This window comes from Colwellia sp. NW0002-52-1, assembly GCF_057550865.1.
On sequence record NZ_BAAJLU010000001.1, the window covers coordinates 199,964 to 216,266 of the forward strand.

A 16,303-nucleotide genomic window follows, 5' to 3' on the forward strand; every position below is an offset into this window, starting at 1 on the left:
CTGCCAAAAATTCGGAGCACAAAGTGAGTTTTTTCAAAAATATATTCAAAAAACCAACACCAGAGCGCAAACTCAGTAATGTAAAAGACCTTACTTTAGGTGATATTATTGTTATGTCAGACAGCTTTGGTTTACCCAGCGCACTACGAGCACAAGAGTTTCAAGTTAGCGCCGTAAATAGCTACGAATTTGAGCATAAAACTCAAGCAGAGTGGGTACTTAAAGGCAATAATGAACTAGAATTATACTTAACGTTAGATATAGACGATAAAACCTACTTAAAATTCTCTCTGAAAATATTACATCAAGACGTAGAAACCTTGTTTGATCTAGAGCAATTCGCTGAAGTCTTCGATGAACCCGGCGAGGCACAATTAACCCGCCTTGGTGACAATGACACCACATCAGGCTGGAGTAGCGAAGTATATCAACAAAGTAGCTACGCTGAAGTTGGGTACTTCCATCGCAAAGATTATAGAACAGATGCCCTTTCTGCTTATGAAGGCAAAGACAGTGGCGAGCAGTTTGAACTTTATGCATTGTTTAACGAAGATCAAGACAAAGGTGTAGACATTGAAGTTTGGCAAGATGGCGACACCGAAGTATTTTTGACCCTTTTTAGACCTACCACAGATATTGTGGACATGTATCCAGGGAGTTAATTATGTCACGAAAAATCCCAGAAAAATGGCAGTCATCAGTTAAAGCAGTTAAAGCGGTACAAGTCGCTTTTGATATGGACGAAAAAATTCAACTCGCCATTCGACAAAAGGCGCTCAAAGCAGGTATTAGTCCTTCAGAGCAAATTAGAGATATTCTGGGCTTACCAACCAATAAACGCCCCAAGCGCCCAAGACTAACCGTTAGCTTATCTGGCGAAGACTACGTACTACTCGCTGAAAAATATGGCCTATCTGCTGAACAACAGCTTGAAATTAAGAAAAAATTGATGGATGATTTAATTAGTTATGTTGATCATACAACGGATGAGTAAAGCGCTACTCAACTTAATGGTTGATTCTATTAAATAAAATAACGTAGAGATTGCAATGATAGTCGTACAAAAAGCCATGGAGAAAACAAATTTATACCGTGTCGATGATTTCGGGGTAAAGAACTATAACTACGGCTTTATTGGCGCTATATCTTTGCTGTTATTCTTAACATTAAACATTTCATTAGGCTACTTTACATATCAAGCAGAAGCAGGTCTTGAAACTTCACCAATTCAAACTTACGGCGACGCTATTTGGCTAATGGTAATGTCTGCAACTACCATTGGTTTCGGTGATGTTTACCCTATTACTCTGATCGGTAGAACGTGCGTTTTTGTTATGTTTATTTTAGGCGTAGGCATCTTAGGAGGAATGGGAGCTGTATTTGTAAATAAAATATTTGGCTTTGCCGACACCAATATTAAAAATCGTGAGCTCAGAATGCAAAACTCACAAATTATTGCTCAAAATACAGAAATGGCCAAAAAACTTTTAGCCTTAGAAGAAAAATTAGAGGCGCTAGCAAAATCCCTCGATAAATAATCTACGTTAACCCCAATTACAATAATATCCAACAAGAGTGCTAATACGTAATACAACGTTTCTATTAATAATTGTTGTTCAATGTTAGTACTTACTCCGACTAAATGTCGAGTTACAAACTCTTGCAAGCTAGTTGCTATTTTAAACCCTACTATTTTTGTGCCATACTGAAATCTGACCACTATTAGCATATTAATTTATTAGAAATACAGGGATCTCTTTATGATATTAAAAAAATTAACACTCGTAGCCATAGTTGCCATTATTAGCGGTTGTGCAAACAACACTGCCTTAGAAGCAAATATTTCGCAATTAAATCAAAAAATTGATAATTTAACTAATAAAGTTAATAGCTTATCTGCTAAAACAAAAGCAGTATCTGGCGAAGTAAATGCATTAGGGATGGCGCAAGAAAAAACTAATCAAGCGGTAAAAGATACCAATGAACGCATTGATAATGTAGTGGCGAGTTACAAAAAATAATTTATAGCGACCATTTATAGTTACTAAATATTGTATATGAGCATAAATAAAACACTAAACTTTGTTTGGTGTTTTATTGTTTTTGCAGCGATATTTAGCGTGTATATAATTCAGTTACCAATCCTTGCGGGTTAGCGACTTGTTCAATTAACATTTTTTTATTTTCAGCTAAATCGCCTACAAAATGACTAATATTATCGGTGATTTCAGCTACTCTTTCTTCACCATCTTCTCTCGTTAGAGGACTATGTACTTCTAGCAACTTTTTTCCTGGTTCATAAGATAACTTTATTGTTTGCTCAATAATTTTTACAGGAGTATTAATGGCAACATGTTGAAATAACCACTCAATATCATCGTCATATAAACGAATACAGCCTGAACTGGCACGCATTCCTATTCCAAAACGCTGATTAGAACCGTGTAACAAGTAAACACTAGTGCCTAATCGCATGGCATATTTACCAAACGGATTATTCGGCCCCGCAGGCACTTCATTAGCGAGTTGCTTACCATGCTCTGCAAAATATCGTGCTTTCATTTCGCTAGTTGGCCGCCAAATGGGATTTTTTCGCTTTTCGCTTATATAACTTGTTGTTTTTGGTGTTGCTAAGCCTTCCCTACCAATACCTACAGGGAAAACATGTACCTTGTCGCTATTTTCAGGAAAATAATACAAGCGTAATTCAGGCAGGTTAATTACAATGCCCTCACGTTTACCAAAAGGTAATAACATTTGGCTTGGTATAACTAGCTGATGTCCCACTGTAGGTAAAAATGGGTCAATACCGGGGTTAGCGGCCATTAAGGCGAGAAAACCTACATCATACTTTTCTGCAATAAGTTGAAAGTAGTCACCTTTGGCAACCACATGATATTGCTTTTCTCCAATTAGCCTTGAGCCTGCCTGAGGTAAACTATAAGTTTTTGCATAACTTAAAAATGAGATTGAATTAAGTGTAAGAACTAACAGAAACACTTTACACGCACAGGTATTTATCAATATATTTGACATAAAATTACAACAATCACTTTTCAGTTTAGCTTGTATTAATTAATAGCCCTTTACTCTGTCGCTATTAGCTCACAGCATGTTAATAACAGAGTGCTTTATTCATACCAATAACGAGGCATAGTAACGGCAATAGCTTTAGTATGATTTAATGCGATAAGTAAACTGTCAACCTTGCTATTTTGCCACTGAACCATTTTTTTAGGTGGGTTATCTAACTTTTCTAATTGCAGCTGAATAATCCATAAAGAATGTAACTCTGTAATACCTTGCTGTAAATCTAGCCAAGGGTGGCGAAACTTATCACGTAATTCGTTATCAAATAAGCCAGCAAGCCAAGCACCCGTTAATGAGCTTCGATAAAGCGGTTTACTTAAATCTAGGTACTGCTGACTCTGTAAACTCGAGGTATTTTTCATCTGTACACTCAGTTCACTTAAACTAAACTCTATTTTATCTTGAGCAAACTTAAGTAACGCATCATCTGAAACTTCATCTGCTGTACTGTGTTGCTGATTACGCGTTAAAAAAAGTTCGAGAATCGAAAGTTGTAACTGATTAAATCGACTACTATGTAAAAGTTGAGAAATATCTTCATCATTCGGGAAGAGGCGCTTTTCAATTCTTAACTGTTCAATAAGCTGCTGACTAAATTCTAACTTCTTTCGATAATTTCCTGTTTTGTTTGTTAGCTCTTGCAAGTGTATTGCGTTATCAACCCAAGCTAATAAATGAATAAAATGGCTTAATTCGTCTCTAACAAGTAACTCTTGTGCTGACAAGTACTCTTCGAATAACCAAAAACCATGACGCAATGTAGCTAAATCAGCCTTGACCTGTATTAATGCCTGTAAACTAGGCGCAACTAAATAACGTTCAATACCTTTTTGTAAGCCAGTAAGGCTAAAACTTAATCCATAAGTAAAAGCAGCAGCGATAGAGTCACTACGATTTTCACAAATATAATTTGATTGTTGAGTGTGTGTACTCTCTGGCTGTTTTCTCCAAAGCGAATAACCACGTGCGGCTTTGCTCTTTATGCCTGGTCGCAGTGCAAGTACATCAAATAGTAGTCTGGCTAGATTAAAAAGTGCAGATTTATCTCCTTCAACCAATTCAAACTCAAGCTCATGAATACTCTCTTTGTTTTCTGAGCTGGTAATTTCTCCTTGATCAAAAGCGAGCTCAACTACGTTACCTACTGCATCGGTAATTAACCAAGTACAACGTTTAAAGTTGGTGTCGAACAAGGCTACCAAGTCTCGCTGAATAGTGCCAACCGATTGGCTTTGATGCCAAATCTCATTGGGAAAAAGCGATAGTATTGGAAATTCACTTACGATATCAACATTGTATTCTGGTCGACTATGTAAACCACCAACAACTTGCCCAGCCGTTTTAATCGTTTGCTCGATATGGTCATTGTTGCGGCGAACTCTTAACCCCATATCGTGATGGCGCAAATTAAGATCTGGCGTATCAAAATAGCAATTAGCTAATTGCTTTTCCTGATAGCTAAATTGAATGTTTTCACGATTTAAGGCTTGGTTGATTTTTTCTTCGGTGTTATCGCCTAAAACTAAATATTTAAGCTCTATTTCGGTTGTCATGCTTTTCCAATAGTAGTTATAAATCAAGCTTATTTACTGTAACAATAATATATTACACCATTGTAAGTAAATAATAGTGCATCTTACATGATTGATATTTTATAGCAAAAAACTTAGAAATCTAGGCGACATTGCTTGCTATCAATCGTGCAAAGCCCTACTATCTTTTGCATTCTCTGTTTAAAATGGCGCTATTGGTTATTTCATGATGAACATAAAAAAAACTTTCATTACTCTACTTATATTAACTCCCTTATTTTCTTTCGCTGAAGCGGCTGAGTCAGCCAACAAAGCTGGCTATATTTCTGAAGATTTAATTGTTTACATGCACACCGGTGCTGGCAAAAATTACCGCATACAAGGCACGGTTAATTCTGGCGAAAAAGTAGAGCTTACCGGAAATTCAAACAATGATTATAGTGAAATTATTACCGATAAAGACCGTACTGGCTGGATAGAAACCAAACATGTTTCAACCAAACCAGGTATGCGCTATGTAATCGCTGATTTAAATGAAAAACTAGCGAGCATTCAATCAAGTAAAAACGATATAGCACAACAGCTCAGTGACGCAACGCTTGAGGTTGATGCATTGAAGTCTGAACGTATTGATTTACAAAATAGTATTTCAGCACTCAATATGGATTTAACACAAACTAAATCGCAATTAAAAAGCCAAGATACTGACATTAAAAAGCAATGGTTTTTCAATGGTGCAATCGTGTTAAGTATTGGTTTATTATTTGGTTTAATCTTACCTCGTCTATTTTCAAAACGTAAATCTAGTATGCAAAACTGGGGTTAATTTTAACCATGGTTTTATCATATTACTTGCTAAAAATTCCATACACCATTGTTTGGGAAGTAAGAAACATTTTAGGTTTAAATAAAGATGTTATGTTGTATTGTGCTAACGCGCTTGATTATCAAATTTTTTCACCCGTTCAAAAGCATATTGAACATGATGTAAAAGTTATAGCGAAAGATAAAAAAGCTCAACAAGAGTTAGCACAAATTGGTGTAGAGTCAGTGTTATACCCTGCCTTCCCTAAAGGCATAATTATGTGCCGTCAAGCAGGGTATAAGTTTCCAGCAAATCGTATGCTTAAAGTAGGTATGCGTCATGGCGCATATACATTTAAACCTTTCGCTAATACCAAAGGTTACAACCTCTTAGATTACTTTTACATGACGAGTAATCGAGAAGTTGAGCGCGCGAAAGCAAAAGGGATAAACTGTGGAATTGCCATTGGTTTTCCTAAGTTAGACCCATTCTTTGATGGTAGTATCACCTCAGACCAAGTGAGTGAAATACACGCCGAAGCAGCAATTGATACTTCACGCCCAACTTTATTATTCACCGCGACTTGGAATAACTCTGGTATTTCAGCCGTTAACATTTGGTTTGATCAATTAGCTAGCTTAACCAAGAAATACAATATATTAGTCACAGTTCATCCGTGGACTAGTGCTGAAATTAAACATAAAATAGCGACGACTAAAGGGGTTTATTTAATTAAAACGGTTGATGTTGTCCCTTTCATTAAAGTTGCAGATATTTGCATTGGCGATACTAGTTCAATATTAGCTGAATGTTGCGCACTTAATAAACCGATCATTACCTTTAAAGTTGCTGATGGTAAAAGAACAGATAAAGAAGTTAAACAGTTAATCAGTGAGTTCACTACACAAATCAACTCATTTGATGAATTAGATAAACAAATAGAATTCATTCTATCCAATCCCGACATGAAAAAAGTTCAGCGTGCTAAAGCTAACAAAATCATGTTTGACACACTAGATGGAAAAGCTGGGTTAAGAGCAGCAAACCACCTAAAAACAATATTCCCGAGTTTAGATAAAAAATGATAAAGAATAAAATACAAGTAGTTACGCTTTTATTAGTGTTATGGATAACGCAATCATCTGTTAATGCAACACCTTGGGTTGATCCAAACAACATTTACCTTCGAGTAGATATTCAGCAACTTGCTGACAATAACATTATTAAATCCCCCATTAATCATTGGCCACTAGCATGGCAAGATATTGGCAAAGACATAACATCAGTAGATACAAACACGCTTTCAACCGAGTTAAAGCAAAGCTACTATCGCGTTATGTTTCATTACAGACAAGCTAAACAAGCAGTCTCAGCAACCGATCTAAAATTAACATTAGCTACCGACACACCTAAATTTCAACGTTTTTCTAGCTCAAATAAAGAAAAAGGTGAAATGAGTGTTACAAAATCATTTATGTCAGATAGCTTTGCTGGTCAATTATCCGTTACTAGAACACTCGTTCCACAAGATGGAAAATCTTTTAGATTAGATAACTCATTTCTTGCCTACCGTATTGCAAATTGGAACATAACGCTTGGCGCTGTTCCTATGTGGTGGGGCCCTGGTTGGGATACCGCCTTATTAATGTCAAACAATGCGCGCCCAATTCCTGGCATAAGTATTAACCGCCAACAAGCGCTTGCTTTTGAAACGCCTTGGTTAAGCTGGATTGGACCATGGTCTTTTAACTCTTTCATGGGGCAACTCGAAGATAATGGTCGTGCAGTACCTAATGCATTACTCTGGAGTAACCGGTTAAGTGTTAGGCCTTTACCTTCACTAGAATTAGGTTTTTCTCGTTCAACCATGTGGGCTGGCGATGGCAGAGACAGTGGTTTTTCTGCTTTTTTGGGGTTGCTACAACCGAGTGAATCTGACAATAAAGTTCGCGACGAAGGCGATGTAAATGACTTAGGCTCAATTGACTTTAGATGGACAAGTGCGATTTTCAACCAACCTTTCGGTTTGTATTATGAAATGGGCTTTGAAGATTATGGCATCAGCACTATAGCACCATCAAAAAGAAGCCACTTACTTGGAGTTGATACCGATTTATATATCTTTGAAACCTTAGTTAGCCTTTATGTTGAAGCGTCTGACACCTATCACGCTACTTGTCAGTGTATTTATGAGCATAGCCAATACAGATCGGGTTATAGGTATAGAGATAGGATTATTGGCAGCACCTACGGTAACAATGCAACATCCTTAACTTTTGGCGTTACCATGCAAACCGAAGAACATTCAAGCATTAATGCCAGTCTGCACTTTATTGAACAAAACAAACAAAATGAGCAAAGCAGTCAAAACACTACAAACCCTTATGAAGAAATTCTAGAGCTAAATGTAGAGTACGTATTTATTTTTGCTGACAGTCGTTGGACATTAGCCACCACAGCTAGAAATAGTAAAATAAACGCTGAAACAGATAATGATATGGAGTTTTCATTAGGCTGGGAATATAAGTTATAACAATAATTATTAAGCAAAAGGCTTAATGAATACTGGCTGACCCATGATATGGTTCAGCCAGATAAAGACAACATTCATTATATAACGGCTAAACACCTTACAAGATATACAAACGAACACTTATTACGCTAAGTCTACGCCATTTAAACCCAAAAATTCGCTTCATCGTCAGCATTAAAAGTACAAATAGCTATCCAACTAAAGCTTCCAATAATTAAGGTTTTTTCTCATCTTAAAGTTTCGAACAAGATTAAATGGTTTCGATTTCTTTGGCAGGCTATCACCTGCTAACATTTGTTCTGCCGCGTTGATAACACGCTCAGCAGATTTTCCGTCTTTATAAGGGTGAGTTTGGTTCACAAATTCAGTGATATTTTCCATTAACGCTTTAGGGCGTTTTAATGCTGTCTCGATGCTGGTTTCTAAAAGCTCAACATCATTAATATCCAAGTTATGTGCTTTAGGGTTGGCGTTTTTAAAAGTAACTACAGGCTTCTCTAATAATAAAAACATAGTGATTATCGACGAGGTATCGCTAACCATAACATCTGCTCTTTGCAATAAAGGGATCACATTATCAGTTTCAATAAACGTTAAGTGTTCACTTTGAATTGATTTATATTTTTCTACAACCTTAGCGTCCATTTTGGGGTGAAATTGTACTAACCACTGCCAACGTCCAGATTCACTCAAACTTTTGACTTTATTAAATATGTGTTCAGCGCAACTTAAACTTGGACTAAAAGTTGAACACAGGAGCACGGTTGGTCGCTTATGTTCACCATGCTCACCACCATAAAGATTATCAATTGCTGGCCAGCCTGTTTCTACAACATTAAAAAACTGATGCTTTTCAGCTAAATCTTTAAAAGTTTCAGTGGTGTTTGGTCCTTGCGTACAATATAAATCGAAACACCCCCGAATATTAAAATGTCCGCGCGAACCACTTCGCTTCTCTACATTGAAACCATGAAAAACAGCCACCTTAAGGCCAGAGATAAACGAAGGAACCACATTGCCTGGCACAAATACAGCGTCAGGTTTATAAGCAATTACATCGTGAATATTACTTAAGACTAGCTCGCCATCTTTGATATAATCAGCATTAATATCACTACCATGTAAAAACCAATGTACAACATCTCCACGTCTTAATATTTCGGCTTGTAATGGCCTTAAAATAGCAAAACTATAATTCTGGCTTACATAAAATAAATATTTTTTAGGATTCATATGGCTAGCATCTTTAGGGTAGGTATAGTTGATTCTTTATCTGTTCACTTTAAATTATCTCATCAATAAGTTAATTAAAAGTTTTGTTCGAATTTGTATAATATCACGTAAAAATAATAAATTAAGGAAGATTTCTTCACTCACCCTATATCTTCTTACTGTTTTGATATAACAAAAAACTTAAAATCTTACTAAATTGTTTTAATCTATCCATTGACAGATTAATGATAAATGCGTTATTAATATCTCACTAACTATTTATCTTCTAAGCAACTAGAAACATAGCAATGAAAAACTTCACCAACAACATTTTTATTAACCTCCTCCTCGTATTATTCATGCGCGGCTAGGTTTTATTGGTTGAAATATAAATAGGTAACATAATAAAACACTAAACCCGCGCTATTCAACGCGGGTTTTTTTATGCTCGTTATTTAGCGTAAACACTTTTAAATCAGGGATAAACATGGGCACTTCAAACGATAAAGTAATAATTTTTGATACAACATTACGTGATGGCGAACAGGCACTAAATGCAAGTTTATCGGTACATGAAAAGCTGCAAATAGCGCACGCAATTGAACGCCTTGGTGTCGACATCATGGAAGTGGGTTTTCCAGTTTCTTCTCCGGGTGATTTTCAATCCGTGCAAGAAATAGCGAGAACGGTAAAAAACTCACGTGTTTGTGCCTTAGCCCGCGCTGTTGAAGCTGATATAAAAGCTTGTGCTGATGCCTTAAAGCCTGCTGAACAATTTCGCATTCATACTTTTATCTCTACCTCTGACGTACACGTTCAACAAAAGTTAAAAAAGAGTTTTGATGACGTACAAGCCATGGCCGTTAACGCAATTAAATATGCTCGACGTTTTACCGATGACGTTGAGTTTTCATGTGAAGATGCAGGCAGAACACCCATCGACAACTTATGCCGTATGGTTGAACAAGCGATTATCGCCGGCGCAACAACTGTAAATATTCCAGATACCGTAGGTTACACTTTACCCAATGAATTTGGCGGCATTATAGAAACTTTATTTAATCGCGTACCTAATATCGACCAAGCAATTATTTCGGTGCATTGTCATAATGATTTAGGCTTGGCAGTTGCCAATTCAATGTCAGCGGTACAAGCAGGTGCAAGACAAATCGAATGTACTATTAATGGTATTGGCGAGCGTGCAGGCAATTGTTCGTTAGAAGAAGTTGCCATGATCATGAAAACTCGCCAAGAGTTATTAGGTGTTCATACTGGCATTAATCACCAAGAAATTGCCCGCACCTCAAAATTAGTGAGTCAACTTTGTAATATGCCGGTGCAATTGAATAAAGCTATTGTGGGCGGCAATGCTTTTAGCCATTCTTCAGGTATTCATCAGGATGGTATGTTAAAAGCCAGTAATACATACGAGATTATGACACCAGAAAGTGTCGGTATTAGTAAAACAAAATTGAATTTAACTTCGCGTAGTGGCCGCCATGTTATTAAGCACCGAATGGAGAGTTTAGGTTACCAAGAGTCAGACTATGAAATTGAAACGCTTTATGCTGATTTTTTAGCATTAGCGGATAAAAAAGGCCAAGTATTCGATGATGACTTAGAAGCCTTACTTTTTAATATTAAGCAACAAGACCAACAAGACTTTTATCACTTACAAACCGTTAATGTACAAAGTGGTGGTAGTGAGTTTTCTACTTCAAGCATCAAACTAGCGTTAGGTGAAGAAAGTAAAATTGTTTCAGCAACCGGCAATGGCCCTGTCGATGCACTTTATCGTGCGATTAAAAAAGCCATTGATATTGAATTTGAAGTAAGCGATTACAAAATTTCTAACAAAGGCGAAGGCGAAGACGGCCTAGGTAAAGCTGATATAGTGGTATCGTGGCAAGGTCGGAACTTCCATGGCTACGGCTTAGACACTGACGTAATTAAAGCATCTGGTCACGCTTTAGTTAATGCCCTTAATGGTATTCATCGTGCTATTACAATTGCTGAATTAAAAACAGAAATGAAAACCGATTTCAACAAAGAAGCTGCTATAGATGGCCAGAGCCAAATATAGATAAGCGAGTAATTAACAAATTACAGCTCGCTTGACTAAGGCTAGCTGTAAGTCAGATTCATTTATTAAATAAAATTTATAGGTTTAAAATAATACTATGTCGAAGATTGCAATATTAGCCGGTGACGGTATCGGGCCAGAGGTTATGGCACAAGCAGAAAAAGTATTACAAACGGTTGCCAAACAATATGATTTTGAATTATCTACCTCACACTACGATGTAGGTGGTTGCGCTATCGACAATCACGGTGAAGCGTTACCTGCGAGTACCGTTAAAGGTTGTGAACAAGCTGATGCTATTTTATTTGGCTCGGTCGGTGGCCCTAAGTGGAGTAACTTACCCCCAACAGAGCAACCAGAAAGAGCGTCATTATTAGGTTTACGTGGCCACTTCGGGCTATTTTGTAATATGCGACCAGCAAAATTACAAAGTGCTATGTCTCATCTTTCTCCATTGCGTGCTGATATTTCACAAGCAGGTTTTGACATTTTAGTGATACGTGAACTTACCGGCGGTATTTATTTTGGTGAGCCTAAAGGACGTAAAAATCAAGGGCAAGAAGATGAAGCAGCCTTCGACACCATGATTTACTCTCGTAAAGAAATTAGCCGTATCGCGCACCTTGCCTTTCAAGCAGCTGAAAAGCGCCGTAACAAGGTTATATCTATCGATAAAGCCAACGTATTAGCCTCATCTCAATTATGGCGAGAAGTGGTTAATAACGTAGCAAAAGACTATCCAAATGTAGCTGTGGAGCATATGTATGTTGATAACGCGGCTATGCAATTAGTGCGCGACCCTGCGCAGTTTGACGTAATGCTATGTTCGAACTTGTTTGGCGATATTTTATCTGACATCTGCGCCATGATCACCGGTTCTATGGGGCTTTTACCTTCAGCAAGTCTAAATGAACAAGGTTTTGGTATGTATGAACCTGCCGGCGGAACAGCGCCAGATATTGCTGGTAAAGGTATTGCAAACCCCATCGCACAAATTCTTTCAGCGGCATTAATGTTACGTCATAGCTTAAATCAAGCTGAAGCAGCAACGGCGATCGAAAACGCTGTAGCAGCAACACTAAATGCAGGTAACTTTACTGGCGACTTGTTAAGTCCAGAAGAGCGCCACAACGCTAAATCGACCAACGAAATGGGCGATATTATCTGCCAATATATTCGTGACAACCAACCTACTTCAGGAGCAAAATAGCATGGCCAGCACTTTATACGAAAAATTATGGCAAAATCATATCATTGAAGAAAAAGCCGACGAAACGCCATTAATATTTGTTGACCGTCACCTAATTCATGAAGTGACATCACCACAAGCTTTTGCCAATTTAAAGTTTCATAATCGTGTTTTACGCCATCCTGAACGTACTATTGCGACGATGGATCATAATATTTCTACTCGCTCAATTGAAATTAATGCCGCCGGTGAAGGCGCAGCAAATCAATTAAGAACATTAGAAAAAAACTGTAAAGAGTTTGGTGTTGAATTATTCGGCATGGGCCATAAAAACCAAGGCGTTGTGCATGTTATGGGGCCAGAGCTAGGCTTAACTTTACCGGGCACAGTTATTGTTTGTGGCGACTCACATACCGCCACTCATGGTGCTTTCGGCGCCTTAGCATTTGGTATTGGTACTTCTGAAGTTGAACACGTATTCGCTACACAAACTTTACGACAAACTAAAGCTAAAACCATGCGCATTGAAGTAAAAGGCCAAGTAGCTGCTGGTATTAGTGCTAAAGATATTATATTAGCGATTATCGGTAAAACTGGCAGCGCAGGTGCAACCGGTTACGTGGTTGAATACTGTGGCGAAGCGATTGAACGCTTAACCATGGAAGAGCGCATGACAGTGTGTAATATGAGTATTGAATTTGGCGCTAAAGCGGGTTTAATCGCGCCAGATGAGACCACATTTGCATATTTAAAAGGTCGTGATTATTCACCAAAAGGTGAGCTTTGGGAACAAGCCGTAGCTGATTGGAAACAATTAAAATCAGATACTGATGCCACGTTTGACAGCTACTTAACACTTGAAGCAAAAGACATTAAAACTCAAGTGACTTGGGGCACCACACCTGGTCAAGTTACTCAAGTTGATAATGTTGTGCCTTCACCAGAAGACTTTTCGGATCCTGTTGAGCGCGACTCATGTGTTGCCGCATTAAAGTACATGGGCTTAACGGCCGGAACAAAAATTACCGACATTGCTATCAATAAGGTATTTATTGGCTCTTGTACAAACTCTAGAATTGAAGATTTACGCGCTGCAGCAGCTATTGCTAAAGGTAAAAAGGTCTCACCAACTGTTGATGCTATTGTAGTACCAGGCTCTTACCGCGTTAAAGCCCAAGCCGAAGAAGAAGGTTTAGCACAAACCTTTATTGATGCCGGTTTTGAATGGCGCTTACCCGGTTGCTCAATGTGTTTAGGCATGAACGATGACGTATTAACTGAAGGTGACCGTTGTGCTTCAACCAGTAATCGTAACTTTGAAGGCCGACAAGGCCGTGGCAGTCGTACACATTTAGTTAGCCCAGAGCTAGCGGCAGCATCTGCAATCGCAGGACACTTTGTCGACTTAACAACGATTAACTCACCAGCTAAAGGAGCATAACATGGAAAATTTTACCCAACATTATGGTTTAGTTGTGCCATTAGATGCAGCGAATGTTGATACTGACCAAATTATCCCGAAACAATTTTTACAAAAAACGACTCGTACTGGTTTTGGCCAGCACTTATTTAATGATTGGCGTTATTTAGATAATGACGGCAAAGTAAATAATCCAGAATTTATTCTGAATAAGCCTGAGTATAAAGACGCCAGTATTTTGCTAACAGGTGAAAACTTTGGTTGTGGTTCAAGTCGTGAACATGCGCCTTGGGCATTACAAGAGTATGGATTTAAAGTCATTATAGCACCGAGTTTTGCTGATATTTTTTACGCTAACTGTATTAATATTGGTGTATTGCCCATTACGTTAACAGCGACAGAAATATCAGAGTTATTTAAACAATCAAAAGATAGCTTACAACATTTAACTATTGATTTAGCCACTAGCAAGGTTAAGTCTGCCGATAAGGAATTTAGCTTTACTATGACGCCTTTTCATAAGTACTGTTTAGAAAACGGTGTTGATAGTGTCGGTTGGACGTTAAATAAAATTTCAAAAATAGAAAGTTACGAAGCAAAAATGCCAGCTTGGCAGTAAGTTAACAATTTAAGCCATCAGTCATAAAACTGATGGCTTAAATGTTATATTTAAATTAAATGCTTAAGGCTCATTAATTATCAGAAGATCAACTAAACCTACCATACATCCATTCAACGAAATTAGCTAAACTGAATTAATTCCAAGACGTTAGTGCGTCCATGGTAAATTTTTCACCTCGAAAGCTCAGTACCACTTTCTGTGGCAGTATTTCATTTAACAGTAATTCTCGGCCAATATAATCACCTTCATAACGATCTCGGCCATTAACTCTTACCCAACCTTGGCCATCACTGGCATAAATATGCATTTCAAAAGCTATCGACGGCACACCATCTTGCACCCAAACAGGCATTTGTGTCAGTGGCATAAGATCACCATTTTCTACAGTCGGTTTTTCAATAGTTTGTTCATCTTGCTTGGTTTCTTCAATAGCCGATTGAAAACTTGCCAATAATGCGTCTGACACCCCTTCTTCCGCTTCTACCACAAAATTACTTGGTGTTACTTTTTTTGCGGGTTGGGTAAAATCATCTGCACTTTGTTGTTGCGTGCTTTGTTGTTGAGCAATTTGTAGGCTAGCTAATTTTTTTTCCGCCGCAAGTAGCTTTTTATTAGTGGCTAATAACTGTTGCTCTGCTGTATCGACCAACTCAGTATTCTTTGTATTGTTATTAGAAATGACAGTTTCGTTATCAGATACTATTTTTTCATTAATCAGGGCTTGTGTATCAGCAGCCGTATTTTGTACTAATGCATTCGCATTATTATCAACAGGAAAAGTGGTTTTTTCCTGTGCTACAGCTTGGGCTAGCTTACTGTTGTCTTCATTTTCAGTAGCGGTTAAGTGCGGCGCAGACTTAAAACCTTGCAGTTGGTATGCTCCCCACCAAACGCCAATGACCAGCACAAGGCCTAATGCTGAAACTAAACCACCAACTTTAACAAAGCGATTCTTCCACCAAGGTATAACTTCAAATTCATCACCTAAGGCATCGTATGCGGCTTGTAACACCATTTTACGATTAACCACGGCATTGTTACTGTTATAAGCGTTCATTAAAGAGCGCTCTGCTAACAGATTCATTAAGCGCGGTATTCCTTTACAGGTTTTATGAATAGCATTAACAGCACTTTTGTCGAAAATTTCTCGAAAGCACTTAGCTACCGATAAACGATGTTTAAGGTATTGAGCCACTTCTTGCTTGTTTAGCGGTAATAAATGGTATCTCGCGGTAATTCGTTGCGCTAATTGGCGTAAATCTCGGCGCTGTAATAACTGTTGTAGTTCTGGCTGCCCAATCAAAATAACTTGTAAAAGCTTTTTGGTATTAGTTTCTAAATTGGTTAATAATCTTAACTGTTCAAGCACTTCAGGCTGTAAATGCTGAGCTTCATCGATGATTAAGAGTGTATTAATATTTTCACTGTGGTTTTTCAGTAATTTTTGCTGGATTTTATCGGTCAGTGTTTTTAACGTAGCGCCTGTTTTTCGATAGCGAATTTTTAGTTCATCACATAAAGTGGCCAGTAACTCTTGACTAGAAAGTGTTGGATTAAGAATAAAAGCCGCTTGGGTATTCTCTGGCAAGTTCTCCATTAAACGACGGCTAATGGTAGTTTTTCCAGTCCCTACTTCTCCGGTAAGCAGCACGAAACCACCGGTGTCACCCAAACCATAAGTTAAATGATTAAGTGCTTCACGGTGACGATCACTCATAAACAAATAATCAGGGTTTGGTGCAATTGAAAATGGCTTTTCTTCTAAACCAAAATAGCTTGTATACATAGAAAATCTTAACTAGTGAATCGACCCTGTG

At 37.9% G+C, this 16,303-nt stretch carries 15 protein-coding genes; 11 read left to right on the plus strand and 4 right to left on the minus strand.

The window, feature by feature from the left end:
* Window positions 1-23: 23 nt before the first annotated feature.
* The 4 genes from AC27H3_RS00815 to AC27H3_RS00830 all read left to right on the plus strand — a co-directional run bounded on the left by AC27H3_RS00815 (window position 24) and on the right by AC27H3_RS00830 (window position 2,021).
* On the plus strand, window positions 24-662 hold the full coding sequence (locus AC27H3_RS00815; RefSeq protein WP_487102947.1) for a hypothetical protein: 639 nt from the start codon (window positions 24-26) through the stop codon (window positions 660-662).
* A 2-nt stretch (window positions 663-664) separates the two neighbouring features.
* Complete coding sequence (locus tag AC27H3_RS00820; protein ID WP_487102948.1) at window positions 665-994, plus strand: hypothetical protein; 330 nt, start codon at window positions 665-667, stop codon at window positions 992-994.
* A 55-nt stretch (window positions 995-1,049) separates the two neighbouring features.
* Entirely contained in the window at window positions 1,050-1,538 is a 489-nt protein-coding gene (locus AC27H3_RS00825) for a potassium channel family protein (protein ID WP_487102949.1), read from the plus strand.
* A gap of 222 nt (window positions 1,539-1,760) precedes the next feature.
* The gene (locus AC27H3_RS00830) at window positions 1,761-2,021 is read left to right on the plus strand and encodes an LPP leucine zipper domain-containing protein (RefSeq protein ID WP_085304065.1); all 261 of its coding nucleotides are present in this window, start codon (window positions 1,761-1,763) and stop codon (window positions 2,019-2,021) included.
* Window positions 2,022-2,115: 94 nt separating this feature from the next.
* On the opposite strand, the gene AC27H3_RS00835 is transcribed toward AC27H3_RS00830, so the two are convergent.
* Both AC27H3_RS00835 and AC27H3_RS00840 read right to left on the minus strand, forming a co-directional pair.
* Window positions 2,116-3,036, minus strand: a complete 921-nt coding sequence (locus tag AC27H3_RS00835; protein ID WP_487102950.1) for a L,D-transpeptidase family protein — start codon at window positions 3,034-3,036, stop codon at window positions 2,116-2,118.
* Window positions 3,037-3,131: 95 nt separating this feature from the next.
* The gene (locus AC27H3_RS00840; protein WP_487102951.1) at window positions 3,132-4,643 is read right to left on the minus strand and encodes a CYTH domain-containing protein; all 1,512 of its coding nucleotides are present in this window, start codon (window positions 4,641-4,643) and stop codon (window positions 3,132-3,134) included.
* A gap of 205 nt (window positions 4,644-4,848) precedes the next feature.
* On the opposite strand from AC27H3_RS00840, the gene AC27H3_RS00845 reads away from it, so the two are divergent.
* From AC27H3_RS00845 to AC27H3_RS00855, 3 genes are read left to right on the plus strand one after another with little or no spacing between them, the layout of a single operon-like run.
* The gene (locus AC27H3_RS00845; protein ID WP_487102952.1) at window positions 4,849-5,448 is read left to right on the plus strand and encodes a TIGR04211 family SH3 domain-containing protein; all 600 of its coding nucleotides are present in this window, start codon (window positions 4,849-4,851) and stop codon (window positions 5,446-5,448) included.
* An 8-nt stretch (window positions 5,449-5,456) separates the two neighbouring features.
* Window positions 5,457-6,512 carry a CDP-glycerol glycerophosphotransferase family protein gene (locus tag AC27H3_RS00850; RefSeq protein WP_487102953.1) on the plus strand — a complete coding sequence of 352 codons (1,056 nt, stop codon included), beginning with the start codon at window positions 5,457-5,459 and terminating at the stop codon, window positions 6,510-6,512.
* Window positions 6,509-7,960, plus strand: a complete 1,452-nt coding sequence (locus AC27H3_RS00855; RefSeq protein WP_487102954.1) for a capsule assembly Wzi family protein — start codon at window positions 6,509-6,511, stop codon at window positions 7,958-7,960. The genes AC27H3_RS00850 and AC27H3_RS00855 overlap by 4 nt, the downstream gene beginning before the upstream one ends.
* Before the next feature lie 198 nt (window positions 7,961-8,158).
* On the opposite strand, the gene AC27H3_RS00860 is transcribed toward AC27H3_RS00855, so the two are convergent.
* The gene (locus AC27H3_RS00860) at window positions 8,159-9,193 is read right to left on the minus strand and encodes a UDP-N-acetylglucosamine 2-epimerase (protein ID WP_487102955.1); all 1,035 of its coding nucleotides are present in this window, start codon (window positions 9,191-9,193) and stop codon (window positions 8,159-8,161) included.
* A 466-nt stretch (window positions 9,194-9,659) separates the two neighbouring features.
* Between AC27H3_RS00860 and leuA the strand changes: the two genes are divergently transcribed.
* The 4 genes from leuA to leuD all read left to right on the plus strand — a co-directional run bounded on the left by leuA (window position 9,660) and on the right by leuD (window position 14,483).
* Window positions 9,660-11,255, plus strand: coding sequence for a 2-isopropylmalate synthase (gene leuA / locus AC27H3_RS00865; protein WP_487102956.1), 1,596 nt, complete (start codon window positions 9,660-9,662; stop codon window positions 11,253-11,255).
* 97 nt (window positions 11,256-11,352) lie between these two features.
* The gene (gene leuB / locus AC27H3_RS00870; RefSeq protein WP_487102957.1) at window positions 11,353-12,465 is read left to right on the plus strand and encodes a 3-isopropylmalate dehydrogenase; all 1,113 of its coding nucleotides are present in this window, start codon (window positions 11,353-11,355) and stop codon (window positions 12,463-12,465) included.
* Between the two features lies 1 nt (window position 12,466).
* Entirely contained in the window at window positions 12,467-13,885 is a 1,419-nt protein-coding gene (gene leuC / locus AC27H3_RS00875) for a 3-isopropylmalate dehydratase large subunit (protein ID WP_487102958.1), read from the plus strand.
* A 1-nt stretch (window position 13,886) separates the two neighbouring features.
* Entirely contained in the window at window positions 13,887-14,483 is a 597-nt protein-coding gene (gene leuD, locus AC27H3_RS00880) for a 3-isopropylmalate dehydratase small subunit (RefSeq protein ID WP_487102959.1), read from the plus strand.
* 136 nt (window positions 14,484-14,619) lie between these two features.
* Here the strand turns inward: leuD and AC27H3_RS00885 are convergent, their stop codons facing one another.
* Window positions 14,620-16,272 carry an AAA family ATPase gene (locus AC27H3_RS00885; protein WP_487102960.1) on the minus strand — a complete coding sequence of 551 codons (1,653 nt, stop codon included), beginning with the start codon at window positions 16,270-16,272 and terminating at the stop codon, window positions 14,620-14,622.
* Between the last annotated feature and the right edge of the window lie 31 nt (window positions 16,273-16,303).